This is a genomic window from Novosphingobium sp. BW1 (assembly GCF_008107685.1).
Lineage (GTDB): Bacteria > Pseudomonadota > Alphaproteobacteria > Sphingomonadales > Sphingomonadaceae > Novosphingobium.
Window position 1 is genome coordinate 69,533 of record NZ_VIRF01000041.1, and the last position, 23,193, is coordinate 92,725.

The 23,193-nt window shown below is 64.9% G+C and carries 24 protein-coding genes; 15 read left to right on the forward strand and 9 right to left on the reverse strand.

Annotated elements, in window-relative coordinates; translation table 11 throughout:
• A complete protein-coding gene (gene radC / locus FMM79_RS01960; protein ID WP_148625656.1) occupies nt 1-771 on the forward strand; it encodes a DNA repair protein RadC in 771 nt (256 codons plus the stop codon).
• Between the two features lie 261 nt (nt 772-1,032).
• Nucleotides 1,033-2,829 (forward strand): SLC13 family permease, encoded by a 1,797-nt coding sequence (locus FMM79_RS01965; RefSeq protein WP_148625658.1) that lies wholly within the window; start codon nt 1,033-1,035, stop codon nt 2,827-2,829.
• Between the two features lie 15 nt (nt 2,830-2,844).
• On the opposite strand, the gene FMM79_RS01970 is transcribed toward FMM79_RS01965, so the two are convergent.
• A complete protein-coding gene (locus tag FMM79_RS01970) occupies nt 2,845-3,867 on the reverse strand; it encodes an alpha/beta fold hydrolase (RefSeq protein WP_240338921.1) in 1,023 nt (340 codons plus the stop codon).
• A 165-nt stretch (nt 3,868-4,032) separates the two neighbouring features.
• Between FMM79_RS01970 and purB the strand changes: the two genes are divergently transcribed.
• The 4 genes from purB (at nt 4,033) to FMM79_RS01990 (ending at nt 7,519) form a co-directional block, all read left to right on the forward strand.
• A complete protein-coding gene (gene purB / locus FMM79_RS01975; protein ID WP_148625660.1) occupies nt 4,033-5,346 on the forward strand; it encodes an adenylosuccinate lyase in 1,314 nt (437 codons plus the stop codon).
• A gap of 140 nt (nt 5,347-5,486) precedes the next feature.
• Nucleotides 5,487-5,843 (forward strand): LapA family protein, encoded by a 357-nt coding sequence (locus FMM79_RS01980; RefSeq protein ID WP_148625662.1) that lies wholly within the window; start codon nt 5,487-5,489, stop codon nt 5,841-5,843.
• A gap of 4 nt (nt 5,844-5,847) precedes the next feature.
• Nucleotides 5,848-6,525, forward strand: coding sequence for an orotidine-5'-phosphate decarboxylase (gene pyrF / locus FMM79_RS01985; RefSeq protein ID WP_148625664.1), 678 nt, complete (start codon nt 5,848-5,850; stop codon nt 6,523-6,525).
• Between the two features lie 241 nt (nt 6,526-6,766).
• Nucleotides 6,767-7,519, forward strand: a complete 753-nt coding sequence (locus tag FMM79_RS01990) for an SIMPL domain-containing protein (RefSeq protein WP_148625666.1) — start codon at nt 6,767-6,769, stop codon at nt 7,517-7,519.
• A gap of 13 nt (nt 7,520-7,532) precedes the next feature.
• Here FMM79_RS01990 and FMM79_RS01995 read toward each other — a convergent pair whose 3' ends face one another.
• Entirely contained in the window at nt 7,533-7,955 is a 423-nt protein-coding gene (locus FMM79_RS01995) for a DUF4019 domain-containing protein (RefSeq protein ID WP_148625668.1), read from the reverse strand.
• Between the two features lie 69 nt (nt 7,956-8,024).
• On the opposite strand from FMM79_RS01995, the gene FMM79_RS02000 reads away from it, so the two are divergent.
• On the forward strand, nt 8,025-8,663 hold the full coding sequence (locus FMM79_RS02000) for a phosphoribosylanthranilate isomerase (RefSeq protein ID WP_148625670.1): 639 nt from the start codon (nt 8,025-8,027) through the stop codon (nt 8,661-8,663).
• Nucleotides 8,664-8,667: 4 nt separating this feature from the next.
• Here FMM79_RS02000 and FMM79_RS02005 read toward each other — a convergent pair whose 3' ends face one another.
• Together FMM79_RS02005 and FMM79_RS02010 are read right to left on the reverse strand one after the other, a co-directional pair.
• Nucleotides 8,668-9,063: a hypothetical protein gene (locus tag FMM79_RS02005; protein WP_148625671.1), complete on the reverse strand. Its 396-nt coding sequence runs from the start codon at nt 9,061-9,063 to the stop codon at nt 8,668-8,670.
• A gap of 217 nt (nt 9,064-9,280) precedes the next feature.
• Complete coding sequence (locus FMM79_RS02010) at nt 9,281-9,748, reverse strand: outer membrane protein (RefSeq protein ID WP_148625673.1); 468 nt, start codon at nt 9,746-9,748, stop codon at nt 9,281-9,283.
• A 266-nt stretch (nt 9,749-10,014) separates the two neighbouring features.
• On the opposite strand from FMM79_RS02010, the gene trpB reads away from it, so the two are divergent.
• From trpB to FMM79_RS02030, 4 genes are read left to right on the forward strand one after another with little or no spacing between them, the layout of a single operon-like run.
• Nucleotides 10,015-11,292: a tryptophan synthase subunit beta gene (trpB, locus tag FMM79_RS02015; protein ID WP_148625675.1), complete on the forward strand. Its 1,278-nt coding sequence runs from the start codon at nt 10,015-10,017 to the stop codon at nt 11,290-11,292.
• A complete protein-coding gene (locus tag FMM79_RS02020) occupies nt 11,289-11,480 on the forward strand; it encodes a hypothetical protein (protein WP_148625677.1) in 192 nt (63 codons plus the stop codon). The genes trpB and FMM79_RS02020 overlap by 4 nt, the downstream gene beginning before the upstream one ends.
• On the forward strand, nt 11,477-12,256 hold the full coding sequence (gene trpA / locus FMM79_RS02025; RefSeq protein ID WP_148625679.1) for a tryptophan synthase subunit alpha: 780 nt from the start codon (nt 11,477-11,479) through the stop codon (nt 12,254-12,256). Before FMM79_RS02020 ends, trpA begins: the two co-directional genes overlap by 4 nt.
• 26 nt (nt 12,257-12,282) lie before the next feature.
• Nucleotides 12,283-13,620 (forward strand): folylpolyglutamate synthase/dihydrofolate synthase family protein, encoded by a 1,338-nt coding sequence (locus FMM79_RS02030; RefSeq protein ID WP_148625681.1) that lies wholly within the window; start codon nt 12,283-12,285, stop codon nt 13,618-13,620.
• 22 nt (nt 13,621-13,642) lie between these two features.
• On the opposite strand, the gene FMM79_RS02035 is transcribed toward FMM79_RS02030, so the two are convergent.
• A complete protein-coding gene (locus tag FMM79_RS02035) occupies nt 13,643-14,914 on the reverse strand; it encodes an MFS transporter (protein ID WP_148626165.1) in 1,272 nt (423 codons plus the stop codon).
• Nucleotides 14,915-15,069: 155 nt separating this feature from the next.
• Here FMM79_RS02035 and FMM79_RS02040 point away from each other — a divergent pair, with 155 nt between their 5' ends.
• Both FMM79_RS02040 and rsmD read left to right on the forward strand, forming a co-directional pair.
• The gene (locus FMM79_RS02040) at nt 15,070-16,056 is read left to right on the forward strand and encodes a pseudouridine synthase (protein WP_148625683.1); all 987 of its coding nucleotides are present in this window, start codon (nt 15,070-15,072) and stop codon (nt 16,054-16,056) included.
• A 13-nt stretch (nt 16,057-16,069) separates the two neighbouring features.
• Nucleotides 16,070-16,639 carry a 16S rRNA (guanine(966)-N(2))-methyltransferase RsmD gene (rsmD, locus tag FMM79_RS02045; RefSeq protein WP_148625685.1) on the forward strand — a complete coding sequence of 190 codons (570 nt, stop codon included), beginning with the start codon at nt 16,070-16,072 and terminating at the stop codon, nt 16,637-16,639.
• Between the two features lie 85 nt (nt 16,640-16,724).
• Here the strand turns inward: rsmD and FMM79_RS02050 are convergent, their stop codons facing one another.
• On the reverse strand, nt 16,725-16,994 hold the full coding sequence (locus tag FMM79_RS02050; protein ID WP_148625687.1) for a hypothetical protein: 270 nt from the start codon (nt 16,992-16,994) through the stop codon (nt 16,725-16,727).
• Between the two features lie 202 nt (nt 16,995-17,196).
• Here FMM79_RS02050 and FMM79_RS02055 point away from each other — a divergent pair, with 202 nt between their 5' ends.
• A complete protein-coding gene (locus tag FMM79_RS02055; RefSeq protein WP_148626166.1) occupies nt 17,197-19,497 on the forward strand; it encodes an ATP-dependent helicase in 2,301 nt (766 codons plus the stop codon).
• A 169-nt stretch (nt 19,498-19,666) separates the two neighbouring features.
• On the opposite strand, the gene FMM79_RS21700 is transcribed toward FMM79_RS02055, so the two are convergent.
• Nucleotides 19,667-20,101, reverse strand: coding sequence for a carboxylesterase family protein (locus tag FMM79_RS21700; RefSeq protein ID WP_240338922.1), 435 nt, complete (start codon nt 20,099-20,101; stop codon nt 19,667-19,669).
• Nucleotides 20,102-20,152: 51 nt separating this feature from the next.
• Here FMM79_RS21700 and FMM79_RS02065 point away from each other — a divergent pair, with 51 nt between their 5' ends.
• Nucleotides 20,153-20,953: a peptidase dimerization domain-containing protein gene (locus FMM79_RS02065; protein ID WP_371710729.1), complete on the forward strand. Its 801-nt coding sequence runs from the start codon at nt 20,153-20,155 to the stop codon at nt 20,951-20,953.
• 25 nt (nt 20,954-20,978) lie between these two features.
• On the opposite strand, the gene FMM79_RS02070 is transcribed toward FMM79_RS02065, so the two are convergent.
• On the reverse strand, nt 20,979-22,397 hold the full coding sequence (locus FMM79_RS02070; RefSeq protein WP_148625692.1) for a DEAD/DEAH box helicase: 1,419 nt from the start codon (nt 22,395-22,397) through the stop codon (nt 20,979-20,981).
• A 154-nt stretch (nt 22,398-22,551) separates the two neighbouring features.
• A complete protein-coding gene (locus tag FMM79_RS02075; protein WP_148625694.1) occupies nt 22,552-23,142 on the reverse strand; it encodes a hypothetical protein in 591 nt (196 codons plus the stop codon).
• Nucleotides 23,143-23,193 lie beyond the last annotated feature (51 nt).

Consider the following 23,193-nt stretch of genomic DNA (forward strand, 5'->3'; position numbering starts at 1 on the left):
ATGGCAGACGATACCCCCCTCTTTCCTGAACGGACCGAAAGCCAGCCCGCGCGCGCCGAGACGAAGGCTGCGCACGACAGGACGAAGGCGAAAGACGCGGGGAGTGATACCTCGGGCCACCGCACGCGGCTCCGCCAGCGCCTCCTGGGCGGCGGAGACGAGGCTCTTGCCGACCACGAGGTAATTGAATTGCTTCTGATGCAAGCGGTTCCCCGGCGCGACATGAAGCCCCTCGCCCGCAGTCTTCTGGCTCGCTTCGGCACGCTAGCAGGCGTCCTCCAGGCCAATCCTCGCACGCTGGCCCTGCACCCCGGCATGGGCGAGGCGACGGCTGCGGCCCTGCGCATCGTCACCGTCGCGGCAACCCGGCTTGCCCGCCAGAAGGTGCGTGAGACCCCGGTGATCGGCTCCTGGCAGGCGCTGATCGATTACCTCACCATCGATATGGCGCACCTGACGCTGGAACGCGTGCGCGTGCTCTATCTCAACACCAAGAACATGCTCATCCTCGACGATCTGGTGGGCGAAGGCTCGATCGACGAGGCCGCGATCCACCCACGCGAGGTCATCCGCCGCGCCCTCGACATCGGGGCCAGCGCTCTCATTCTGGTCCACAACCATCCGTCCGGCTCGCCCGAGCCCAGCCGCGCTGACATCGACATCACCACGCGTATCGCCGAGGCCGGACGCCTGCTCGGCATCACCGTCCACGACCATATCGTGATCGGCCGCGAGGGGCATGTTTCACTGCGCGCCAAGGGCCTGATCTAAAAGGCAGCTTGCGCGCGCCACTGTACCTGGCAGGTAAGCAAGTCGACCGGCATCCGACAGGCGGAAGGAACCGCAAAATACCTTGGGCGCCCCCAGCTGTGCGGCCACCAGTGCCATCACGAAACGGAGCCCAACTTTTTCTAATGACCTCGCAATTAAATCAACCTTTTTAGTAGTAAATAAAGCCTTTGCGCGCTGCACAATTGTCGCTAGACCCATGTACGAAGCGCTGGGTTCTCAGCGCAATCGATAGGGGAATCGATGCATTTCGGTCTAGATCTGGCTTCACCGCTTGTCATGGCGCCGTTGCTTGTTCTCCTCTTTCTTGCCTTTGCCTTCGAGGTGGCGGCGCCCGAAGTCGTGGCACTGGGCCTTGTCGCTGTACTGCTCCTGCTGGGCGTCATCGTGACCGACGATGTACTCGAAGCCATGGGCAATCCCGCCCCGCTGACGATCGTGAGCATGTTCATCATGTCCTCGGCGCTGGTGCGAACCGGCGCGCTCGACTTCTTCTCGTCGTGCATCACGGGCCTGGGCCGCACACACCCCTTCTTGTGCATGTGCGTATTCCTAGGGCTGATCGCGACGATTTCGGCGTTCACCAACAACACGCCGCTGGTGATGATGATGATCCCGGTGGGCATGACGATTGCCCGCGAGCTCGACATTCCTGCCTCGCGCGTGCTCATGCCAATTTCCTTCGCAGCGGTTCTGGGCGGCACCGTCACCCTGCTCGGCACCTCGACCAACATCCTTGTGGACGGCGTCGCGCGCCGCGCTGGCATGGAGCCCTTCGGCCTCTTCGAAATCGCGCCGGTGGGCATTATCGTCGCCACCATCGGCGTCATCTGGCTCGCCGTATCGAACAAGCTGCTTCCCGAACGCCAGACCGTGGCAAGCCTGAGCAATGGCAGCGACAACAAGCGCTTCGTCGTCTCGATCTTCATCGAGGCGGGCTCGCCCTACATCGGCCAGCCGCCCAAGACCATCGACCTGCTCTCGCGCAGCGAACGCCGCCTTGTCGACGTGCTGCGCGGCGACCAGTCGCTGCGTCGGAACTTCGCCGCACAGACACTGGAGGAAGGCGACATCCTGGTCCTGCGCACATCTGCAAGCGACCTCATGTCCCTGAAGGAGGCCGGGCGCATCTCGATGACGGCCGCCTCCACCACGGATCCACACCTCGTCCAGCTTTCGACGCGCAACTCGGTCATGGCCGAAACGCTGCTGGCTCCGGGCGCCGAGATCATCGGGCATACCCTGTTCGAGCTGCGCCTGCGCCGCCGCTACGGCGTCTACCCTATCGCGCTCCACCGCAAGGGCACCAACCTGGAGGACCGGTTCGAGCGCGTCCCCCTCGAAGTAGGCGATACGCTTCTGATTGAGGGCGCGCCCGAAGATCTGCGCCGCCTCGTCGAGGACCAGCAGCTGGTCAACATCGCCGAGCCGACCTCGCGCGGTTTTCGCCGCAACAAGGCCTGGATCGTGATTGCAACGATGCTCGGCGTGGTGGTCGGCGCTGCGTTCGATCTCATGCCGCTCGCGGGCCTCGCCGTCATGGGCGTCGCCGTGGTTCTCGCGGGGCGCTGCGTCGAACCCGAGGAAGCCTTCCGCTCGGTCGACTGGCGCATCATTGCGCTTATCGTGGCCATGCTCTCGATCGGTACAGGGCTGGAACGCTCGGGGCTGGTCGAAACCATCGTCGGCTGGGCGACGCCCTGGCTCGGCAGCTTGGGCCCGATTGCCGCCCTGGCCGCGATCTATTTCCTCAGCCTGTTCCTGACCGAACTTGTCACCAATAACGCGGTGGCCGTGGTCGTGACCCCCATCGGGATCACGCTGGCCCAGGCCCTGCACGTCGACCCGCGCCCGTTCGTGGTTGCGGTGATGTTTGCCGCCTCGGCCAGTTTCCTCACGCCCATCGGCTACCAGACCAACACGCTCGTCTACAGCGCAGGCGGGTACAAGTTCACCGACTTCTACAAGTACGGTTTTCCGCTCACGATCCTCGTCTCGATCACGACGCTGATCGTGATCCCGATGATCTGGCCCTTCTGATTCGGAGGAAAAGGATCAGGGTGCCGGGCTCTCCAGCGCTTGGATCAGGCGGGGTTCGAACTCGTCCGGTGCTTCAACCTGGGGCGAATGGCCGCGCCCTTCAAACCAGACGATGCGCGCATCGGGCATGCGTGCCGCGGCGTCCTCGACCACTTCGGGAATGGGCTTGAGCCGCGCCTTCACGGCATCAGTGGCCTGCCCCTTGCCAAAGGTCGTCGTATCGAGCCGGCCGATCATCAGCGTGACGGGAACCCTTAGATTTCCGAACTCGTGGGAAACCGGCTGGGTCAGGATCATCTCGGCGGTCTTCGCCTGCGCGATCTCGACCGCGTCATCATCGTCGGTCGCATACTGCCCGGCAAGCATGTCGACCCAGCGGTCATAGTCCGCGCGCCAATCGCCGTGGTAGTAGGTCCGCAGCTGATAGCCCTTGATAGAGGCGCGGTCCTTGGCGCGCTCGGCCGCGATCAGCTTGTCGAGCGGCGCATAGGGTACCCCCTGCTCCATCCGATCAACAAGCCCCAGCGGATTGATCAGCATCAGCCGCGAGGTGTCCTGCGGGAACATCAGCGCATAGCGCAGCGCCAGCATGCCGCCGGTCGAGTGGGCGAGCACGATCGGCTTCTCCACGCCCTGCGCTTCCAGCAGCCGGTGCGTGGCATCGGCCATCAGCGCGAGCGTGTATTGCGCGCTGTCCGGTTTCGAGGACTTGCAGAAGGCAAGCTGATCGGGAATGATCACCCGGTATCCCGCCGCCAGGAGCGCACGCGCCGTACTCTCCCAGGTCGCCGCGCAGAAGTTCTTGCCGTGGAGGAGAACCACACTTTGCCCGTTCGGCCGGGTGGGCGCGACATCCATGAAAGTCATCTGCGCGTCCTCGTCCCCCACGCGCACGGCAAAGTGCTTCTCTGGCCAGGGATAGGCGAAACGCTCCAGGTTGCTGCCCAGCGGCGCCACGTCCTGCGCAGTGACTCCAGTCGCGCTCGAAAGACCCAGGGCAAGGGCGGCGGTAGCGGGTGCAAAGCGGCGCAGGGACACGAAATTTCTCCAACCAGGGACTGCGGGTTCCTAGACCAAGCGCACAAGCACGCAGAAGGCTCCTGCCAAAAAAGTCGCCCCGCTCATCGGGTAGCCTTGCGCCTTGCACTTGCCTTTCGCGGGAAGCGGCCCTAGCGGACGCCGCGTCAGCCAAAGGAGTCTTGCATGGTCCCCCGTTACGCCCGCCCCGCCATGACCGCGATCTGGGAGCCCGAAGCGCGCTACCGCATCTGGTTCGAGATCGAGGCGCACGCCGCCGTCAAGATGGGCGAAATGGGCACCGTTCCCGAAGCCGCCGGCAAGGCCCTGTGGGACTGGTGGGCGACCAACCCGAAGGTTGACGTCGAAGCCATCGACGCCAAGGAAGCCGTCCTCAAGCACGACGTGATCGCCTTCCTCGACTGGGTCGCCGAACAGGTCGGCCCCGAAGCCCGCTTCATGCATCAGGGCATGACCAGCTCGGACGTCCTCGACACGACGCTCAGCGTCCAGCTCGTGCGCGCCGCCGACATCCTGCTCGCTGACCTCGACGAGTTGCTCGCCGCAATCAAGCGCCGCGCGATGGAGCACAAGTACACCCCCTCGATCGGCCGCAGCCACGGCATCCACGCCGAGCCGGTCACCTTCGGCCTCAAGCTCGCCGAAGCCTATGCCGAGTTCGCCCGTGCCAAGAAGCGTCTGATCGCTGCGCGTGAGGAAATCGCGACTTGCGCCATCTCGGGCGCGGTCGGCACCTTCGCCAACGTCGATCCGGCCGTGGAAGTCTACGTCGCCGAGCAGATGGGCATCGAGATCGAGCCCGTCTCGACCCAGGTCATCCCGCGTGACCGTCACGCCATGTTCTTTGCAACGCTGGGCGTCATTGCCAGCTCGATCGAGCGTGTCGCCGTCGAAGTCCGCCACCTCCAGCGCACCGAAGTGCTGGAAGCCGAGGAATACTTCTCGCCGGGCCAGAAGGGCTCGTCGGCCATGCCGCACAAGCGCAACCCCGTGCTGACCGAGAACCTCACCGGCCAGGCCCGCATCATCCGTTCCTACGCGATGCCCGCTATGGAAAACGTGGCGCTGTGGCACGAGCGCGACATCTCGCACTCCTCGGTCGAGCGCTTCATCGGCCCCGACGCCACGATCACTCTCGACTTCGCGCTGGCGCGCCTCACCGGCGTTATCGACAAGCTGCTCGTCTACCCCGAGCGCATGCAGAAGAACCTCGACCGCATGGGTGGCCTCGTCCACTCGCAGCGCGTCCTCCTCGCCCTCACCCAGGCAGGTCTCTCGCGCGACACCTCCTATCGTCTCGTTCAGCGCAACGCGATGAAGGTGTGGGAATCTGACGGCCAACTCTCCCTCATGGAGCTGCTCAAGGCCGACGAGGAAGTGACCGCTGCGCTCACCGCGGCGCAGATCGAGGAGAAGTTCAACCTCGACTATCACTTCAAGCACGTCGACACGATCTTCGAGCGCGTCTTCGCCGACTGAGACGCAAAGTAAGCAGCGCCGATGCCACAGGGCCGATGAACCGGGGCCTTCCCTTACCCCCCATTCGGCCTTAGCATCGGCACTTCGCTGCGCCCCGGCATCGCCCGGGGCCCGGCATGGCACGAACATCGGGAGCCTCAATGAAAGCCGTCCGCACCATCGCCTGGATCGTGACCACGGCCATCCTGGTCGCCTTCATCGCCATGAACTGGACCAAGGTCCCGGTGAACTTCTGGCCATTGGACGATGGCAACTACATCCATTTCGACTGGCCGGTGGGCTTCGTTGCCCTGTTTTTCTTCTTGCTCGGGATGGTGCCGGTGTGGCTGTACTTCCGGGCTGTGCGCTGGCGCCTCAACCGCCGCATCGCCAGCCTCGAGAACGCGCTTCACGCCAGCTCGATGCCCTCGCTCGCCGAGGAACCCACGGCCAGCGCCGCCACCTCCCCCCGGTCCGACACGACATCGCAAACGACACCCCTGACCCCGGATACCTGAGCCCATGAGCAACAATCCCGTCTACCTCGCACTCGACGTCCCCCGCCTCGACGCCGCCGAAGCGCTGGCCCGCAAGGTCAAGGACCACGTCGGCGGGATCAAGCTCGGTCTCGAATTCTTCTGCGCCCACGGCCACCACGGCGTGCGCGAGATCCAGAAGGTGGGCCTGCCCATCTTTCTCGACCTCAAGCTTCACGACATTCCCAACACGGTCGCCGCCGCGATGCAGGCGATCAACACGCTCAATCCTGCGGTTGTGACGATCCACGCCGCGGGCGGGCGCGCGATGATGGAAGATGCCAAGGCAGCTGCGGGCGAGAACACCAAGGTCGTCGCTGTGACCGTGCTGACCAGCCTCGACAACGATGATCTCTCGGCCATCGGCATCACCGCCGACCCGATGGAACAGGCCCTGCGCCTTGCCGAACTTTCGCAGGCCGCCGGGCTCGATGGCATCGTGTGCTCGGGCCACGAAGTCGGCGCGATCCACAAGCAGTGGAAGGACGGCTACTTCGTCGTTCCCGGCCTGCGCCTGCCCGACAGCAAGCTCGCCGACCAGAAGCGCATCGTCTCCCCGCGCGAGGCGCGCGACAAAGGCGCGAGCCTGCTCGTCATCGGCCGCCCGATCCGCGGCGCAGAAGACCCGCTGGCCGCCGCCAAGGCCATCGAAGAGACGCTTTGAAAGCAATTGATCCAGAGGGCCATGGCACCTTAACCCGGAAATCGGCACACGCACCTTTCGCAGCCAAGTCTGCACGTAAAATGTGAGGTCGAAAGTTCAAGAAGCCCGAGGGCAAGGGCCCTCCGAGCGCTCTTTCTATTCCAGATATCCAGCCGCGCGCACCTTCTGTTCATCGCCACGAAACATCCTCTCGTTCAAGTCGTTGGACAAGCTCTGAGAGGATGATGGAGTGCAAACAACGATGAAATCGAAGCTTCTTTGGGCCGCTGCGGCCGCGACGCTGGTGACGCTTCCCGCGATGGCCCAGGCCCAGCAGGCCGAGGCACCCGCGATCGCAGCCAACCACACGCTCCTCAGCGTCAATGCGGAAGGTTCCTCGAACCGCGAGCCGGACATGGCCAACTTCCGCGCCGGCGTCACCACGCAAGGCGCCAGCGCCCGCGCCGCGCTTGCCGAGAACTCGCAGCGCATGACCGCCGTCTTCGCCGCGCTCAAGCGCGCAGGGATTGCGGAGAAGGACATCCAGACCAGCAATCTGAATATCAGCCCGGTCTATTCGCAGCCCGCCCGCCACCCGGACGGCAGCTATGATGTGAACGAGCGCACGATCACCGGTTACCAGGTCAACAACACCGTCCTGGTGCGCCAACGCAAGCTGGACAACTACGGCGCGGTGATCGACGCGCTCGTCTTGGCGGGCGCAAACGAGGTCAACGGCCCCGACTTCGGCCTCTCCTCGCCCGAGACGGCGCAGGACGAAGCGCGCACCGCGGCCATCAAGGCCGCACGCGAACGCGCCGATCTTTACGCCAGCGCGGCGGGCCTTCGTGTCGTACGGATCGTCTCTATCAGCGAAGCGGGCGGGTATTCACCGCAGATCCGAGCCAAGAGCGACATGATCCGGGTCGCCGCAGCCCCCCCGTCGGCCCCGGTTGCGGCAGGTGAACTCGACATTACCGCGCAGATCTCGGTCCAGTTCGAACTGGCACCGTAAGAAACGCGACTGTTCAGTTGAGCATCATGTCCTGCGAATCGATGGCGTAGTTCACCAGCGTGACCGCGTCCCCATCCCCTTTGCGGTAGGTGAAGCGCTCGGTCCCGGTGCCTTTCTCGAACGTAGTCTGGTAGGTCGCGGTGAGATAGGTGCCGGAGGTCGTCGCGTTGGTCTTCCAGCCCACCTGCCTGGCCTCCTTCACCATGCCGAGCTTGGTGTGGACCGCGCTTAGCAGCTTCTCGAATGCGGCCTTGCCGCTGGCGTTGCGCAGTTCCGGATCGGCGCGCGTCCAGATCCGGGCGTAGTTTGCCGCATCGAGATCGCCGTGGAACCGCGCGATGGCCGCGTCCGCCTTCTCGAAGGACTCCTTGATTCCGCACCCGCCAAGCATTGCAGTGGCGGCAAATGGGATTAGAAGGCGCGCGATACGGTTCATTGCGAAGATATCCTTGTTGCAACTGGCAGCGAGCAAAGAGCCGAAATCACTCTAACCAGCGGACGGGCCATGCCAACACCGGCGATCAAGATATGCGGTATCTCCACAGCCGACGCGCTCGACGCCGCGATCCGCGCGCAGGCCGAGTACGCCGGCTTCGTGTTCTTCGCCAAGAGCCCGCGCCATGTGACGAGCGCTGAGGCCGCTGCGCTCTCGCAGCGCGCGCAGGGACGAATCGCGCGCGTCGGGCTCTTCGTCGACGCCGATGATGCGACCATCGGCGAGGCGCTGGCGGCGGCTCAACTCGAAGTACTCCAGCTTCATGGCTCCGAAACACCCGAACGCTGCGCGCAACTGCGCGCGCGCCATGGCGTAGAGGTGTGGAAGGCGCTGCCCGTCGCTACGGCCGAGGACGCGGCAAAGGCGCATGGCTATGCCCAGGCCATCGACCGCGTGCTGTTCGATGCAAAGACGCCGAAGGGGACGCTTCCCGGCGGCATGGGCCTGACATTCGACTGGAGGCTGGTGGCCAACTGGAAGGGCCCTGTCGCCTGGGGGCTTGCCGGAGGGCTGACCCCCGACAACGCGGCCGAGGCCCACGCACGCACCGAAGCCCCGCTCCTCGACACCTCCTCGGGCGTCGAGAGCGCACCGGGCGTCAAGGATGACGACAAGATCGCGGCGTTCTGCCGGGCCGCGCGGGCCTGATCGCTCAGAACAAGATGCCGAGCCCGAGGGTGAGGATTTCCTTGTTACCTTCGTGCTCGGTCGCGAGGTGCTTGTACTCGCCCTTGAGGTAGAGCCGCTCGCCGATCTCCTGCTCCCGGCCGCCCCTGAAGCCCCAGGCCGCCTCGCAATGGGCGCAGTCCTTGGACTGATAGTTGAGCCCGACGAACGCCTTGCCCCGCTCGGTCATCTCCAGCCCTAGGAAGATGGTCTCGGTAGGATCCCAGTCATAGCCCGCCGCGAGGCCGGAGATCGCCGCGTCTTGCTCGCGACCGAAACTAATGCCGCCGATAGCCTCTGCATAGGCCTCGTCCGCCCGCGCCGGACTGGCAAGGCCCGCCACTGCCACAGCCAAAAGCCCTCCCCATGCCCTGCGCTGCATCGCTTTTTCCGTCCCCGTCAGGGCCTGCGTACAGGCGTGCGCCGGGCCCGAGCGTAGGGAGACGCGATCATCCTGAAGAGCGGTGCGAACTCAGGTGCTTCCCGCGCACATCGGAGGACAGATGCGGAGAGCGCGCGCACGAAAAAGGGCGCCCCGCACTATAGCGAGGCGCCCCTTTCATGCCCGGGTTGCGACCCTCAGGCTATGGGTACGGCGATCAGAACTTCACGCCAACGCCGACCAAACCCACGTCTGCGTCGGGTGTGTTGTCGCCGATCAGCATGTGCTTGTACTCGGCCTTCGCGTAGAAGTTCTTGTTGAGCGACTGCTGCACGCCGCCGCCCAGGTTCACTGAGCTGTTGCAGTAGCGACAGGGCTTGGACTGCCATGCGGCCGAACCGTAGATCTTGGTGCCTTCAAACAGCTTCACACCGGCGCGGCCGCCAGCGCCCCATGCGACGCGGGTGTGGTCGGTCAGGATCTTGTCGGCCGAACCTTCAACGCCGATGAAGACGTTCTTGGTCAGGTCGTAGTCGTAGCCGGCAGCGACACCGGCGATGGCTTCGTCACCGCTACCGTTCCAGATGATGCCGGTGCGGCCTTCGACGCGGATCTCATCCGCCATGGCGGGAGTGGCGACGGCAGCAACCGCAGCAGCGGCGAGCGAAACAAGTGCAATACGCATAAAACAGACTCCAGTTGTACCCCCGACCCTCGGCGGGGGGTGTCCCTCTTACGGGGCAGGAGCGCCGCTGCGCCTTTCAACCTGTCGGCCAGATGAACGAAATATTCCTTTCTGTCCTCAAGACGTCACAATTCTGCGGCATAGAGACATATTATTGCATTGATTGTGCCAGCAATTGCATTCCTTGCAATTGAAAACGCAGCTGTCCTCCCCAGTGCGCGATCCCGCTGGACAGGCCCGCGCGGCTCTGCCAATCCGCCCCCACTATGACTGACCAAACGCCTGTGAACCGCCCCGCGAGCCCCCTGGCAGCCGACCAGGTGAACTCGTGGCGCGCCCTGCCCGATGCCTCCGGCCACTTCGGCCAGTTCGGCGGTCGCTACGTCGCCGAAACGCTCATGCCGCTCATCCTCGATCTCGAGAAGGAGTACCGCAAGGCGCAGGACGATCCCGCGTTCTGGTCGGAATTCGATTCGCTGATGAAGGACTTCGTCGGCCGCCCCAGCCCGCTCTACTACGCACCGCGCATGACCGAGCACTGGCGCGAGAAGGCGCCCGCCGGCAAGGGCCCGAAGATCTATTTCAAGCGCGAGGAACTGAACCACACCGGCGCGCACAAGATCAACAACTGCATCGGCCAGATCCTCCTTGCGATGCGCATGGGCAAGACGAAGATCATTGCCGAAACCGGCGCAGGCCAGCACGGCGTCGCGACCGCGACCGTGGCCGCGCGCTTTGGCCTGCCCTGCACGATCTTCATGGGGGCGACCGACGTGGAGCGCCAGAAGCCCAACGTGTTCCGCATGAAGCTGCTGGGCGCCGAAGTCGTCCCCGTGACGAGCGGCGCGATGACGCTGAAGGACGCGATGAACGATGCGCTGCGCCACTGGGTCGCGAACGTGCACGACACCTTCTACATAATTGGCACGGCGGCTGGCCCGCACCCCTATCCCGAGCTTGTCCGCGACTTCCAGTCGATCATCGGCAAGGAAACGCGCGAGCAGATGCTGGAGAAGGAAGGGCGCCTGCCCGACCGCCTTGTTGCGGCCGTGGGAGGGGGCTCGAACGCGATCGGCCTGTTCCACCCGTTCCTCGATGATCCGGACGTTAAGATGACCGGCATTGAGGCGGGCGGTCACGGTGTCGACACCGACAAGCACGCCGCCTCGCTGACGGGCGGCAAGCCGGGTATTCTCCACGGCAACAAGACCTACCTCCTCCAGAATGAGGACGGGCAGATCACCGAGGCGCATTCGATCTCAGCAGGGCTCGACTATCCGGGCCTCGGCCCCGAGCATTCCTGGCTGCACGAATCGGGCCGGGTCGACTACGTGCCGATCACCGATGGCGAGGCGCTCGAGGCCTTTCAGCTATGCTGCGCGCTCGAGGGGATCATCCCCGCGCTCGAGAGCGCCCACGCGCTCGCTGCCCTGCCCCAGCTGACAGCCGGGATGGACGAGGAGCAGCTTCTCGTCGTCAATGTCTCGGGCCGCGGCGACAAGGACATCTTCACGGTGGCCGAGGCGCTGGACGTCGAGCTGTGAAACCGATCAAAGCACTGGCGGAGAAGTTCATCCTGAACTTCCTCGCCGTGTTTGTCGGCATCCAGCTTGCCAAGCACTGGCTGGACCTTGGACGCTGGGATTTTACCCACTTCACCTTGATGACGTGCCTCATGGCTGCGATCGCCGTCACGATCGTCGACGTCTGGCGCTACTGGAAAAGCATATGACCACCCGCTTCGACAACGCCTTCGCCAAGGGCCCGGCCCTCGTCACCTTCATCACCGGGGGCGACGGTGACACCGCCGCCAACCTCGACGCGCTCGTGGCCGGTGGCGCAGATGTGATCGAGCTGGGCATGCCCTTCACCGATCCTATGGCCGATGGCGATGCCATCCAGCAGGCCAATATCCGCGCGCTAGGCAAGGGCACGCGGACCAAGGACATCTTCGACCTGGCAACCGGCTTCCGCCAGCGCCACCCGGATGTGCCGCTGGTCCTGATGGGCTATGCCAACACGATGATCGCGCGCGGCGCCAACTGGTTTGCCGCCGAATGCGCCAAGGCGGGCGTTGACGGCGTGATCTGCGTCGACATTCCGCCCGAAGAGGACGCCGAACTCGGCCCGGCGCTGCGCGGTGCGGGGATCTCGCTGATCCGCTTGGCGACCCCCACGACCGACGCTTCGCGGCTTCCCGCCGTCCTGGAAGGCTCTTCGGGGTTCCTCTACTACGTCTCGGTCGCCGGGATCACCGGCACGCAAACCGCAGCCCAGACCTCGATCGAGGACGCCGTGGCCAGGCTCAAGGCCGCCAGCGACATTCCCGTCGCGGTCGGCTTCGGCGTGCGGACGCCCGAACAGGCAAGCGCCATCGCCAAGGTCGCGGACGGCGTCGTCGTGGGCTCGGCCTTCGTCGATCTCGTCAAGGAGCATGGCGACAAGGCCGCCGGGCCCTTGCGCGAACTCACACAGGCGCTGGCCGAGGCCGTCCACTCCGCGCGCTGAGCACCCTGAAGGTACTCCGAACAGCCATGTCCCGCCCCAACGACTTCGCGGTTTCGGAAGCCCCGGCCGTCCAGACCCAGCTTGATCGTCTTGCCGCGCTGTCGGTCCCGCAGGGCCGCATCGGGCTCGACGTCATCAAGGAGCTGTGCGCGCACCTCGGGCATCCCGAGCGCGCGCTGCCGCCCGTCTTCCATGTGGCGGGCACCAACGGCAAGGGATCGACCTGCGCGTTCCTGCGCGCCGCGCTGGAAGCGGCCGGCAAGACCGTCCACGTTTTCACCAGTCCGCACCTGGTGCGCTTCAACGAGCGCATCCGCGTTGCTGGCACACTGATTTCGGACGAGCTGCTGGCCGAACTGCTCGCCGAAGTGTTCGATGTGGCCGAGACCCACGGCGTCGGCGCCAGCTTCTTCGAGATATCGACAGCGGCGGCCTTCCTGGCGTTCTCGCGCATCCCCGCCGACGCCTGCATCTTCGAGGTGGGCCTAGGCGGACGGCTCGATGCCACCAATGTCATACCCAATCCCCTCGTCTGCGGCATCGCGGCGCTGGGCATCGACCACGAGCAGTTCCTGCTTTCGCCGAGCGAAGGCACCCCGGACGATCCGTTCGCGCGCATCGCCTTCGAGAAGGCGGGCATCGCCAAGGCGGGCGCCGCGCTCGTCACTCTGAGTTACGGCCCGGGCATGAACGAGACGGTGGAGGCCCAGGCCGAGCGGGCGGGCACCTACATCGTGCGCGCAGGCTCGGACTGGTCGACCGCGCCCGAACCGGACGGCTTTTCCTACCAGGATCACAAGGGCCTGCTGCACCTGCCGCGCCCGCGCCTTTCCGGCCCGCACCAGACGATAAATGCAGGCCTTGCCGTCGCCATGCTGCGCCATCAGGACGCGATTGCCATCCCCGACGCCGCGCTGGCTGCGGCAATGGACTGGGCGCGTTGGCCCGCTCGCCTGCAACGACTCGAGGCAGGCCCCCTGACCGCGCTGCTGCCCGAGGGCACACCGTGCTGGCTCGATGGCGGACACAATCCCGATGCGGGCAACGCGCTTGCCCAGCATTTCCGCGAACCGCGCCCTTACGTGCACCTCGTCATCGGCATGTTGGCGAACAAGGATCCGCACGCGCTGATCCGTCCGCTCGCCGCCCAACTTGCCAGTGTAACCGTGGTACCGGTTCCCGGCCACGAGTGGCACGGAGCGGACGATTTCGACTACGCCCTCGCCCCCGAAGCGACAAGCGCTGCGGGTGTACGCGCGGCCCTTGGAGGGCTCGACGTGAAGGAAGGCGAAGTCGTCCTTATCGGCGGCTCTTTGTACCTTGCAGGCACCGTTCTGGCGGCGAACCATCAGCTTCCTGACTGAGCGCCCGGGAGACGCCGCAGGCTCAGTCGCGCGCGTCGCCCTCGCCCACTTCGCCAGCCGTTCCCATCGCATCGTCGACAAGGCCGGTGGTCATCATCACCGCGAAGATCGCGATGCCCGGCAGGGCTGCGACGGTGGTCGCCAGGTAGAAGTTCACATAGCCCACCGCCTCGATCAGCGCGCCCGCCGTCGTGCCGGTAAGGAAACGCCCGACAACGCTCGCACTGGCCGAAATCAGCGCGTACTGTGCCGCCGTGAAGCGCAGGTCGCACAGCGCCGAGAAGTAAGCCACCACCACCACGCCGCCATACCCGCTCGCAAAGTTCTCAAATCCGATGGCCAGCGCCATGCCCAGGTTCGAGTGGCCAGCGGCGGCCAGCATCGCGAAGCTAAGGTTGGAAACCGCCATCAGCACTAGCGCAATCAGCACCGAGCGTTTGAGGCCCATGCGCGCGTAGATCACGCCACCGACGAACACGCCGATGATGAGTGCCCAGAACCCGATACCCACGTCGTAGAGCGCGATCTCGTCATTGGAGAAGCCAAGATCGTCAAACAGCAGGCGGAAGGTCAGGTTCGCCAGCGTATCGCCGATCTTGTGGACGAGGATGAAGGCCAGGACGAGAAACGCACCCTTGCGCTGGAAGAACTCGGCAAAGGGCCCTGCGATCGAGGCCCAGATCTCGGCCATGCCCTTCTTGTCGCGCACGACCTTGTGACGCTCGGGCTCCCCCACGATCAATGCGGTCAGCATCGCAGGCAGTGCAAATACGGCGCAGACCGCATAGGCCAGGTGCCAGTCCAAGCGCGCCGCGACAACCAGCGCGAGCGAGGCCGCGAGACCTGATCCGATACGCCAGCCATACTGGCTCATCCCCGAGCCGGTACCCAACTGGTAAGGCTTCAAGGTCTCGATACGGTAGGCATCGATCACGATGTCGAAGGTTGCACCCGCAAGCCCCATGAGGACGGCGGCCAGCGCGGTCGCGGCAATGTCCGCCTTCGGATCGACCAGCGCGAGGTTGAGGTTGGCGGCCATGACAAGCAGCCCTACCACCAGCATCCAGGAGACACGCTGGCCCAGACGTCCGATCACGGGCAGCGAAACTCCGTCGATCACCCAGGCCCAGAGCGGCTTCAGGTTGTAGACGAAGAAGGCGAGCGCGAAGGTCGTGATCGTCGATTTCTCGATCCCGTCCTGCGCGAGGCGCGTGGTCAGCGTGGCCGCCAGGAGCGCGAAGGGATAGCCCGAGGACACCCCCAGCATGAAGGCCGCGACGGACTCCTTCTCCATGTAGGGCCGGACCGAATTCCATAGGCCGCGTCGTTGGTTAGTCGTCTGCGCGGTCACATTCGATCCTTTTCGTCATGATCATGCGCGCAACTTAACGACGCGCCGCGTGAAGGGAAGGCTGGATGAAGCGGCGATCAACAGGTAAGGGGCGGCGGATGTCCAAACCACCTCGCAAATCCGGCGGTTCCTCGTACGGTTCCGATTCGCGCGGATCCGATTCGCGCCGCTTCGAAGGCCGCGGTCCTTCGCGCGGCCCCCGCTCGGGCGGACGTTCGTCCGATGAGCCCCGCCGCGACGGCCCCTTCAACGAACGGCGCGGCGGTGCCGGGTCGCGCCCGCGCAGCTTCGGCAAGCCCAAGCCTGCAGGACCCACGCCCAAGGACCCGAGCCTGCCCGCGCGTGAAGGCGATCGCATCGCCAAGCTGCTGGCCCGCGCAGGGGTCGCAAGCCGCCGCGAGGCCGAACGCATGATCGCCGAAGGCCGCGTCAAACTGAACGAAGAGACGATCGAGACACCCTCGACCGTACTGACCTCGCTCGCAGGCGTCACCGTCGATGGCAACCCGGTCAAGGAAGCCGACGCCACGCGCCTGTTCGCCTTTCACAAGCCGGCGGGCCTCATCACCGCCGAGCGCGACCCGGCCGGTCGCCCGACGATCTACACTGCGCTGCGCAACGCCCTGCCCAAGGATGCGGGCCGCGTGATGCCGGTGGGCCGCCTCGACTTCAACACCGAGGGCTTGCTGCTCCTCACCAACGATGGCGAATTCAAGCGCGCGCTGGAACTGCCCTCCACAGGCGTTCCGCGCACTTATCGCGCCCGTGCCTTCGGGGACATAACCCAAGAGCAGCTCGAGAGCCTGATCGAGGGCGTCGAAATCGACGGCGTGCGCTACGGCAAGATCGACGCCAACATGGAGCGCGGCGCCGGACGAAACCGCTGGATCGAAATGACCCTAACCGAGGGCAAGAACCGCGAAGTGCGCCGCGTGCTCGAACACTTCGGCCTCAAGGTCAGCCGCCTGATCCGCATCGGCTATGGCCCCTTCGCGCTTGACGAGCTGCCCAAGGGCGCTGCCGTCGAGATCGACGCGAAGGTGCTCGACCGCTTCCGCCGTGATATCGACCGCGCGAAGGGCTGAGGGAGACCACGACATGAAGGCACCGGCCACCCGGAATGGCCTGCGCATCGTCGCGGGCGAATGGCGCGGGCGCAAGCTTGCCACTCCCGAGGGCGACACCACCCGCCCCACGGCCGACCGCACGCGCGAGACTCTGTTCTCGATGCTGGCGAGCCGTCTCGGCACCTTCGAGGGCCTCAAGGTGGCGGACCTCTTCGCAGGTTCCGGCGCCCTCGGCCTTGAGGCGCTCTCGCGCGGGGCCGCCCACTGCCTCTTCGTCGATCAGGATGCCGCTGCGATCCGCGCGATCCGCCGCAACATCGCCAACCTCAAGGCCCAGGACCGCAGCGACGTGCGCCCGATCTCCGCGCTCTCGCTCGGAACGGCGAAGGAGGCACTCGATCTCGTCCTGCTCGACCCGCCCTACGACACCGGCGCAGGCGCGGTCGCGGCCGACAAGCTGGCACGGCTGGGCTGGATCAATGAAGCGACCTGGGTTTCGATCGAGACCGCCCGGGGCGAAAGCGTCTCGGTGCGTGGTTTTGAGGTCGAGGCTACGCGCGATGTCGGCAAGGCCCGCCTCCACATCTTGCGCAAGGCCTGAGGAACAGGATGCAAATCATCTACCCAAAACGAAAAAGGGCGCCGGAGACACCGGTGCCCTTTTTGCTGGAGCTACCCTGCTCGAATCAGGAAGTGGGCGTCTCCAGCCCCATGTCCTCGGGATAGTGGTCGAGCGGGCGGTTGCCGAAGTCGAGGCCGGCCTCGCGCGGATTGATGCATCCGTCGGTGGCCTCGCCCCGGCACACGTCGTAGACCTTGCCCTCGACCCGCACCTTCGCCGCCACACCGCGTGCGTCCTTCTCGACAACCTCAGGGGATGCAGACGCGCTCTGCGCCTGGGCGCAAAGGGGCAGTACGGAGGTCGCAGCGGCAAGAACAATAAGATTTATCTTCATAAGTTTACTCCCATTCCTTAAAGCCCTTTATGCGCAACCTGCAGTCATCCTCCGGCGCTGACGAGGCACGGCACCTTGCGGGGCCGATCACGCCATTTCGACGCATCAGGCGGGGGAATTGTTCCATGGCGGCGACGAAGCGACCTTGCACCGGGTTAATCCGTTCCCTAGTTGTTCACGGGTGACCGAAAGCCATTCCCCCCTGCCCGCCGCGCCCGCGCATCCTGCTGGCGCCGACGCATCCAATCCCCTCATCGCCGGGCTGAACGAACCCCAGCGCGAAGCCGTCCTGACGACCGAGGGCCCGGTGCTGATGCTGGCAGGTGCGGGCACGGGCAAGACCTCTGCCCTCACCCGCCGTTTGGCCTCCCTCGTCCAGAACCGCCTCGCCTGGCCGAGCGAGATCCTGTGCGTCACCTTCACCAACAAGGCCGCGCGCGAAATGCGTGAACGCGTCGGCCAGCTCGTTGGCCCGGCGGTCGAAGGCATGCCCTGGCTCGGCACCTTCCACGCCATCGCGGCCAAGATGCTGCGCCGCCATGCCGAACTGGTGGGCCTGGAATCGAACTACACGATCATCGACACCGACGACCAGCTGCGCCTCCTCAAGCAGCTGATCCAGGCCGAAGGTATCGACGAGAAGCGCTGGCCCGCCAAGCAACTGGCCGGATGCATCGACCGCTGGAAGAACCGTGGCCTCAACCCGCGCGACCTCGACGCACGCGAGAACGAGGCCTACGCCGAGGGCAAGGGCCAGCATTTCTACCAGATGTACCAGGACCGCCTGAAGGCGGTGAATGCCTGCGACTTCGGCGACCTCCTGCTCCACATGCTCAACATTCTGCGCGAGCACCGCGACGTGCTCGAACAGTACCAGCAGCGCTTCAAGTACGTCATGGTGGACGAGTACCAGGACACCAACCAGGTCCAGTATCTGTGGCTGCGCCTGATCGCCCAGCATCGCCGCAACATCTGCGTAGTGGGCGATGACGACCAGTCGATCTACTCCTGGCGCGGCGCCGAAGTCGCCAATATCCTGCGCTTTGAAAAGGACTTTCCGGGCGCCAAGGTCATCCGCCTCGAACAGAATTACCGCTCCACACCGCAAATCCTTGCCGCGGCTTCAAGCCTCATCGACGAGAACACCCAACGGCTCGGCAAGACGCTCTGGACCGAGCGCCACGGCGGCGACAAGCTCCACGTCGTCGGCGTCTGGGACGCGCCAGAGGAAGCACGCCGGGTGGGCGACGAGATCGAGCGCCTCGAACGCGAAGGCGCCCCGCTCGATCAGATCGCGATCCTCGTCCGCGCGCAGTACCAAACCCGCGAATTCGAAGACCGCTTCATTTCGATCGGGATGAAATATCGCATCGTTGGGGGCTTCCGCTTCTACGAACGCGCGGAGATCCGCGATGCACTTGCGTACCTGCGCGTCATTGCCCAGCCAGCTGACGACCTCGCCTTCGAGCGTATCTACAATACACCCAAGCGGGGTCTCGGGGCCAAGGCACTGGAAAAGCTGCACCTGCTGGCCCGTCGCCGCGGCATCCCGCTCGCCAAGGCTGCACTTGAAATCTGTGACACCGACGAATTGCCCGCCCGCGCGCGCAACACGTTGCTCTCGCTGATGCGCGATTTCGCGCGCTGGCGTGACATGGCGAAGGAGGAAGGGCCCGCCGACCTCATCCGCACCGCACTCGACGAAAGCGGCTACACCGACGCGCTTCAGGCGGAGCGCACGCCCGAGGCCAGCGGACGTCTTGAAAACCTCGTCGAACTCGCCCGCGCCATGGAAGAATACGACAGCCTTGGCGATTTCCTCGAACACGTCAGCCTCGTCATGGACAACGACGCGCGCGACGACGAGGAGAAGGTCACCATCATGACCATGCACGCGGCCAAAGGCCTGGAATTCGACAACGTGTTCCTACCTGGCTGGGAAGACGGCGTGTTCCCCTCGCAGCGCGCGCTCGACGAAGGCGGGCTCGCCAGTCTTGAAGAAGAGCGCCGCCTTGCCTACGTCGCGATCACACGTGCACGTCGCAAGTGCACCATCCTCCACGCCGCGAACCGCCGTATCTATGGCCAGTGGACCAGCTCGATCCCGTCGCGCTTCATTGCCGAACTGCCCGAGGACCAGGTAGAGAGCGAAACCACCCTTTCAGGCGGCGCCTCGCTCTGGCGCGCGCAATGGTCCGAGCACGCCGATCCCTTTGCCGATGTCGCCCGCACACAGCCCGGCCGGACCGTAACACGCGGACCGGGCTGGCAAAGGGCCGCCCAGCGCGAATTCGAGACAAGCCCCCAGCGCGTGAAGGAAACCACGCGCAGCGCGGCCAGTTTCGCCTCCAAGCCGCGCACCGACATCGCGGTGGGCGGCCGCGTCTTCCATGAGAAGTTCGGTTACGGCACCGTCGCGTCGCAGGAAGGCAACAAGCTGGAGATCGAGTTCGAAAAATCGGGCAACAAGCGGGTCCTCGACAGTTTCGTAAAACCCGCGTGAAAGGCATTGAAAAGGGCGGGAAGGGGTATCGGGCATCCCTTGCGGCCCTTTTCGCACCCCGTTGCTACATATCCGCAGCGTCGATCTCATCATGCCAGGGGTCCTTGCGGAAGCGCACCTTGCCGTCGGTCGCGAAGTCCATGATCTGCCCATCTGCCTCGGCGTAAGGCTACCAGACCTTAAGCCCCCAGCCGGTGTTCGGCGCGCCGTTCTTGGCAAAGTTGACGAGATAGCTGCTCATCGCATCGCCCATGGCGTTGTGCCGCACGCCTGTCTCCTCGCCATGTTCGGCGCTCTGCGAATCGAAGAAGATGGGAATGTCGGTCGCGTGCTGGGCTCCGGGCCGGGCACCAACTCCGCGACGTAGGAAAAGAGCGGTACTCGTAGACGGGTACACCCTGTCCGCCGAGGTGGCCCCGATCATCATTGCAACCTTGGCGAATTCGCCTTTCTCGAAATTCTCGCAATGCGGCGCTCCAGTCCTCCCGTCGATCATTGGCAGGGTGTAGGTGAAAGGCCCGCCCTGCGGTGCAAAGAGCGCCATGAGTTTGCGGCCATCGACCAGCTCTTCGCCCGAGAGTGCACGCTTTTTGTCGAGAGCCACAGGTCCGGTATCGGTGAAGCCCTAGCCCTTGCCGCCCGCCATGTCCTCGGCATTGGCGAACAGGCTCCCCGCGACCGGAAGCGTCAGCAGGTTGTCGACCGAGTTTCCGCCTGTGCTCTCGCCTCGCCGGTCTGGCGGCTCGTCCAGGCGCTCCAGACGCTGGTGACGCCCGATGGAAATACCGCGGCTATCGACGGCTGGTTCACGAATGTACGCCCGCTCACCGCGCGTGAAAAGGAGCTGATCGCCTTTTCGGCGGCGAACACCGACGAGACCAAGGTCAAGGCGATGATGGGGGGCAACCACTGGATCGACGACCTGCCCTTCGAAGCGGCCATCGCCCGTCAGGCGAGCCAGCCCACGGTCAACATCGAGGGGCTTGTTGCAGGCTACACCGGCCCCGGAGGCAAGACGATCCTGCCCGGGCGCGCGGCTGCCAAGCTGGACCTGCGCCTCGTCCCTAACCAGTCCCGCGCCGAAGCCGAGCGCAAGCTGCGCGCGCACCTCGATGCCCATGGCTTTCCGGATGTCGAGATGAAAGTGACCGGGGGTTATGATCCCACCGAAGTTGCCGAAAACGCCCGCCTGATCCGCGCGCAGAAAGATACCTATGCGGCAATGGGCGTAAAGGCGAACCTATTTCCGCGTCTTGCCGGATCCTGGCCAGGCGCCGTCTTCACCGCGCGCCCGGTTTCCATTCCCGCGACACAATTCGGCATTGGCCATGGCAGCGGCGCGCATGCCCCTGACGAATATTTCGTTATCGATTCGACCAACCCCAAGGTCGCCGGAATGTCGCGTGCGAGCCTTGGCTTCGTCGAACTCATGTACCAGCTGGCACGCACTACCTGAGGAGCGCGCCAGTCCGGCGATCAATTCAGGAAACCGCGGAAACCGCGAGAAAGTCGGGGATCGGACCGTTCCAGTCGCCAGCCGCTTCGAGTACGGGCGCAGCCACTGTGGGCTCGGTCCGGCGACGCGGCGCACGGCGCACGGGAGCCGGGGCCGGGGTGTCAGCCTCGACCGTTTCCTCGACCACGGGGGCCGGAGCAGGCTTGGCCGCAGCCTTGGGAGCGGGCTTCGCCTTGGCCGAAGCCGCCGTCTTCGAGCGGCTGGCGCGCTTACGCGGTGCAGGAGCAGATTCGGCTTCATCAAAGGCAGGCACCGCCTCTTCGATGTCCGCAGCCTCGCCGAACAGTGGGATCGTACCGCCGGTCAGCTTCTCGACATTCTCCATCGCTTCGGCATCGTCCGGGGTCACGAGCGTAAAGGCCCTTCCCGAAGCGCCGCCACGGCCCGTGCGGCCAACGCGGTGGACGTAGTCGTCCGGATGCCAAGGCGTGTCGTAGTTGAAGACGTGGCTCACGCCCTTCACATCGAGGCCGCGCGCGGCAACGTCGGAAGCGACGAGAATGTTGATCTCGCCCGACTTGAAGCAGTCGAGCTCGGCGATGCGCGCCGACTGGTCCATGTCGCCGTGGATCTCACCGGCGGCAAAGCCGTTGCGCTTCAGGCTTTTGGCCAGTTCACGCACGGTCGTCTTGCGGTTGCAGAAAATGATAGCGGTCGTCACGTTGTCGGTGCGCAGGATCTCGCGCAGCGTGTCGCGCTTCTTACGCGCGGTGACCGGCACCTTGAACTGGGCGATGTTGGTGTTAGTCGAGGCCGGACGGGCGACTTCGATGTACTTCGGGTTCTCGAGGAAGCGATCGGCCAGCTTCTTGATGACCGGCGGCATCGTTGCCGAGAACAGCAGCGTCTGGCGGTTGGTCGGCAACTTCGAGCAGATCGTCTCGATGTCCGGGATGAAGCCCATGTCAAGCATGCGGTCAGCCTCGTCGATGACCAGCAGTTCGCAGCCCGTGAGCAGGATCTTGCCACGCTCGAACAGGTCCATCAGGCGGCCCGGCGTCGCGATCAGGACGTCCACGCCTTCCTGCAGCGCCTTGACCTGATCGCCCATTTGGACGCCGCCGATCAGCAGCGCCATGCGCAGGTCGTGGTTCTTGCCGTACTTGACAAAGTTGTCCGCCACCTGCGCGGCGAGTTCACGCGTCGGCTCCAAGATCAGCGAGCGCGGCATCAGCGCACGGCGGCGGCCATGTGCGAGCACGTCGATCATTGGAAGCACGAAGCTGGCAGTCTTGCCGGTGCCCGTCTGCGCGATCCCGATGAGATCCTTCATCATGAGGACCGGAGGGATCGCCTGCGCCTGAATCGGGGTCGGTTCGCTGTAGCCCGCGGCTTCCACCGCTTGCAGCAATTCGTCAGACAGGCCGAGGTCGGCAAAGCTCATATACGCTCAGGTTTCCGGATAAGGGGATGTGGGATAACATGTGTTCCTGGCAATGCACCGGCCGCGTGGGACCCGCACATCACGATTGCGGGCCCCTAGTCCGATTGGTGCACAAAAGTCAAGGAAATCCGCAGAACTCGCGGACGAATAGCCGTCAGTCCCGAATCCGGACAAGTTCACGCATACGGGTCAGACTGCATTTGGTGCCACTGCGCGATTGCAGCTTGTCGCGCTTGACGCAGACCTTTCCGTCTTCGTTGCCCGCAAGGTAGAAGCCGGAATAGAAGTCCATGGCGCGGCACGAATGGTCGAGTTCCGCGCTCACCACACGCCGGTCACGCATAAAGAAGATCAGGCGGTTGCCGCGTTCGGGCTGCACTCCCGCGATCCCGGCCGCCGCAACGCACTTGCTCATGGGGCGCTCTTCGTAGCGCGGCGCGCCTGGCCCGCCGGGCATGGCAATGCCGCGCATGTCGGGGGGAAGCGTTGCCCGGCCACGGGGGGAGATTCGGATCGTCATGCGCCGCTCGATGCGAACCTGCCAGGCAGGCTCTGGTTGCGCGCGGCGCATCTGCTCCTCGGGAAAGGCAAGAGGACCCGGCGCATCATCCCGAGCAAACGTCTCGGGCCAGAGCTGTGCACGCGCGGATTCATGCCTCCACGCCCCACCGTCCCGCGGCTGCAAGGCCGAGGACGCCGGCGCAAGAAACGCCAGCGGTATCAGCAGGACGGATGTGAAACTCATTGCAGACCCATTTCCCCGACGCACGGTGATGCCGCAAGCCAATCCCTAGCG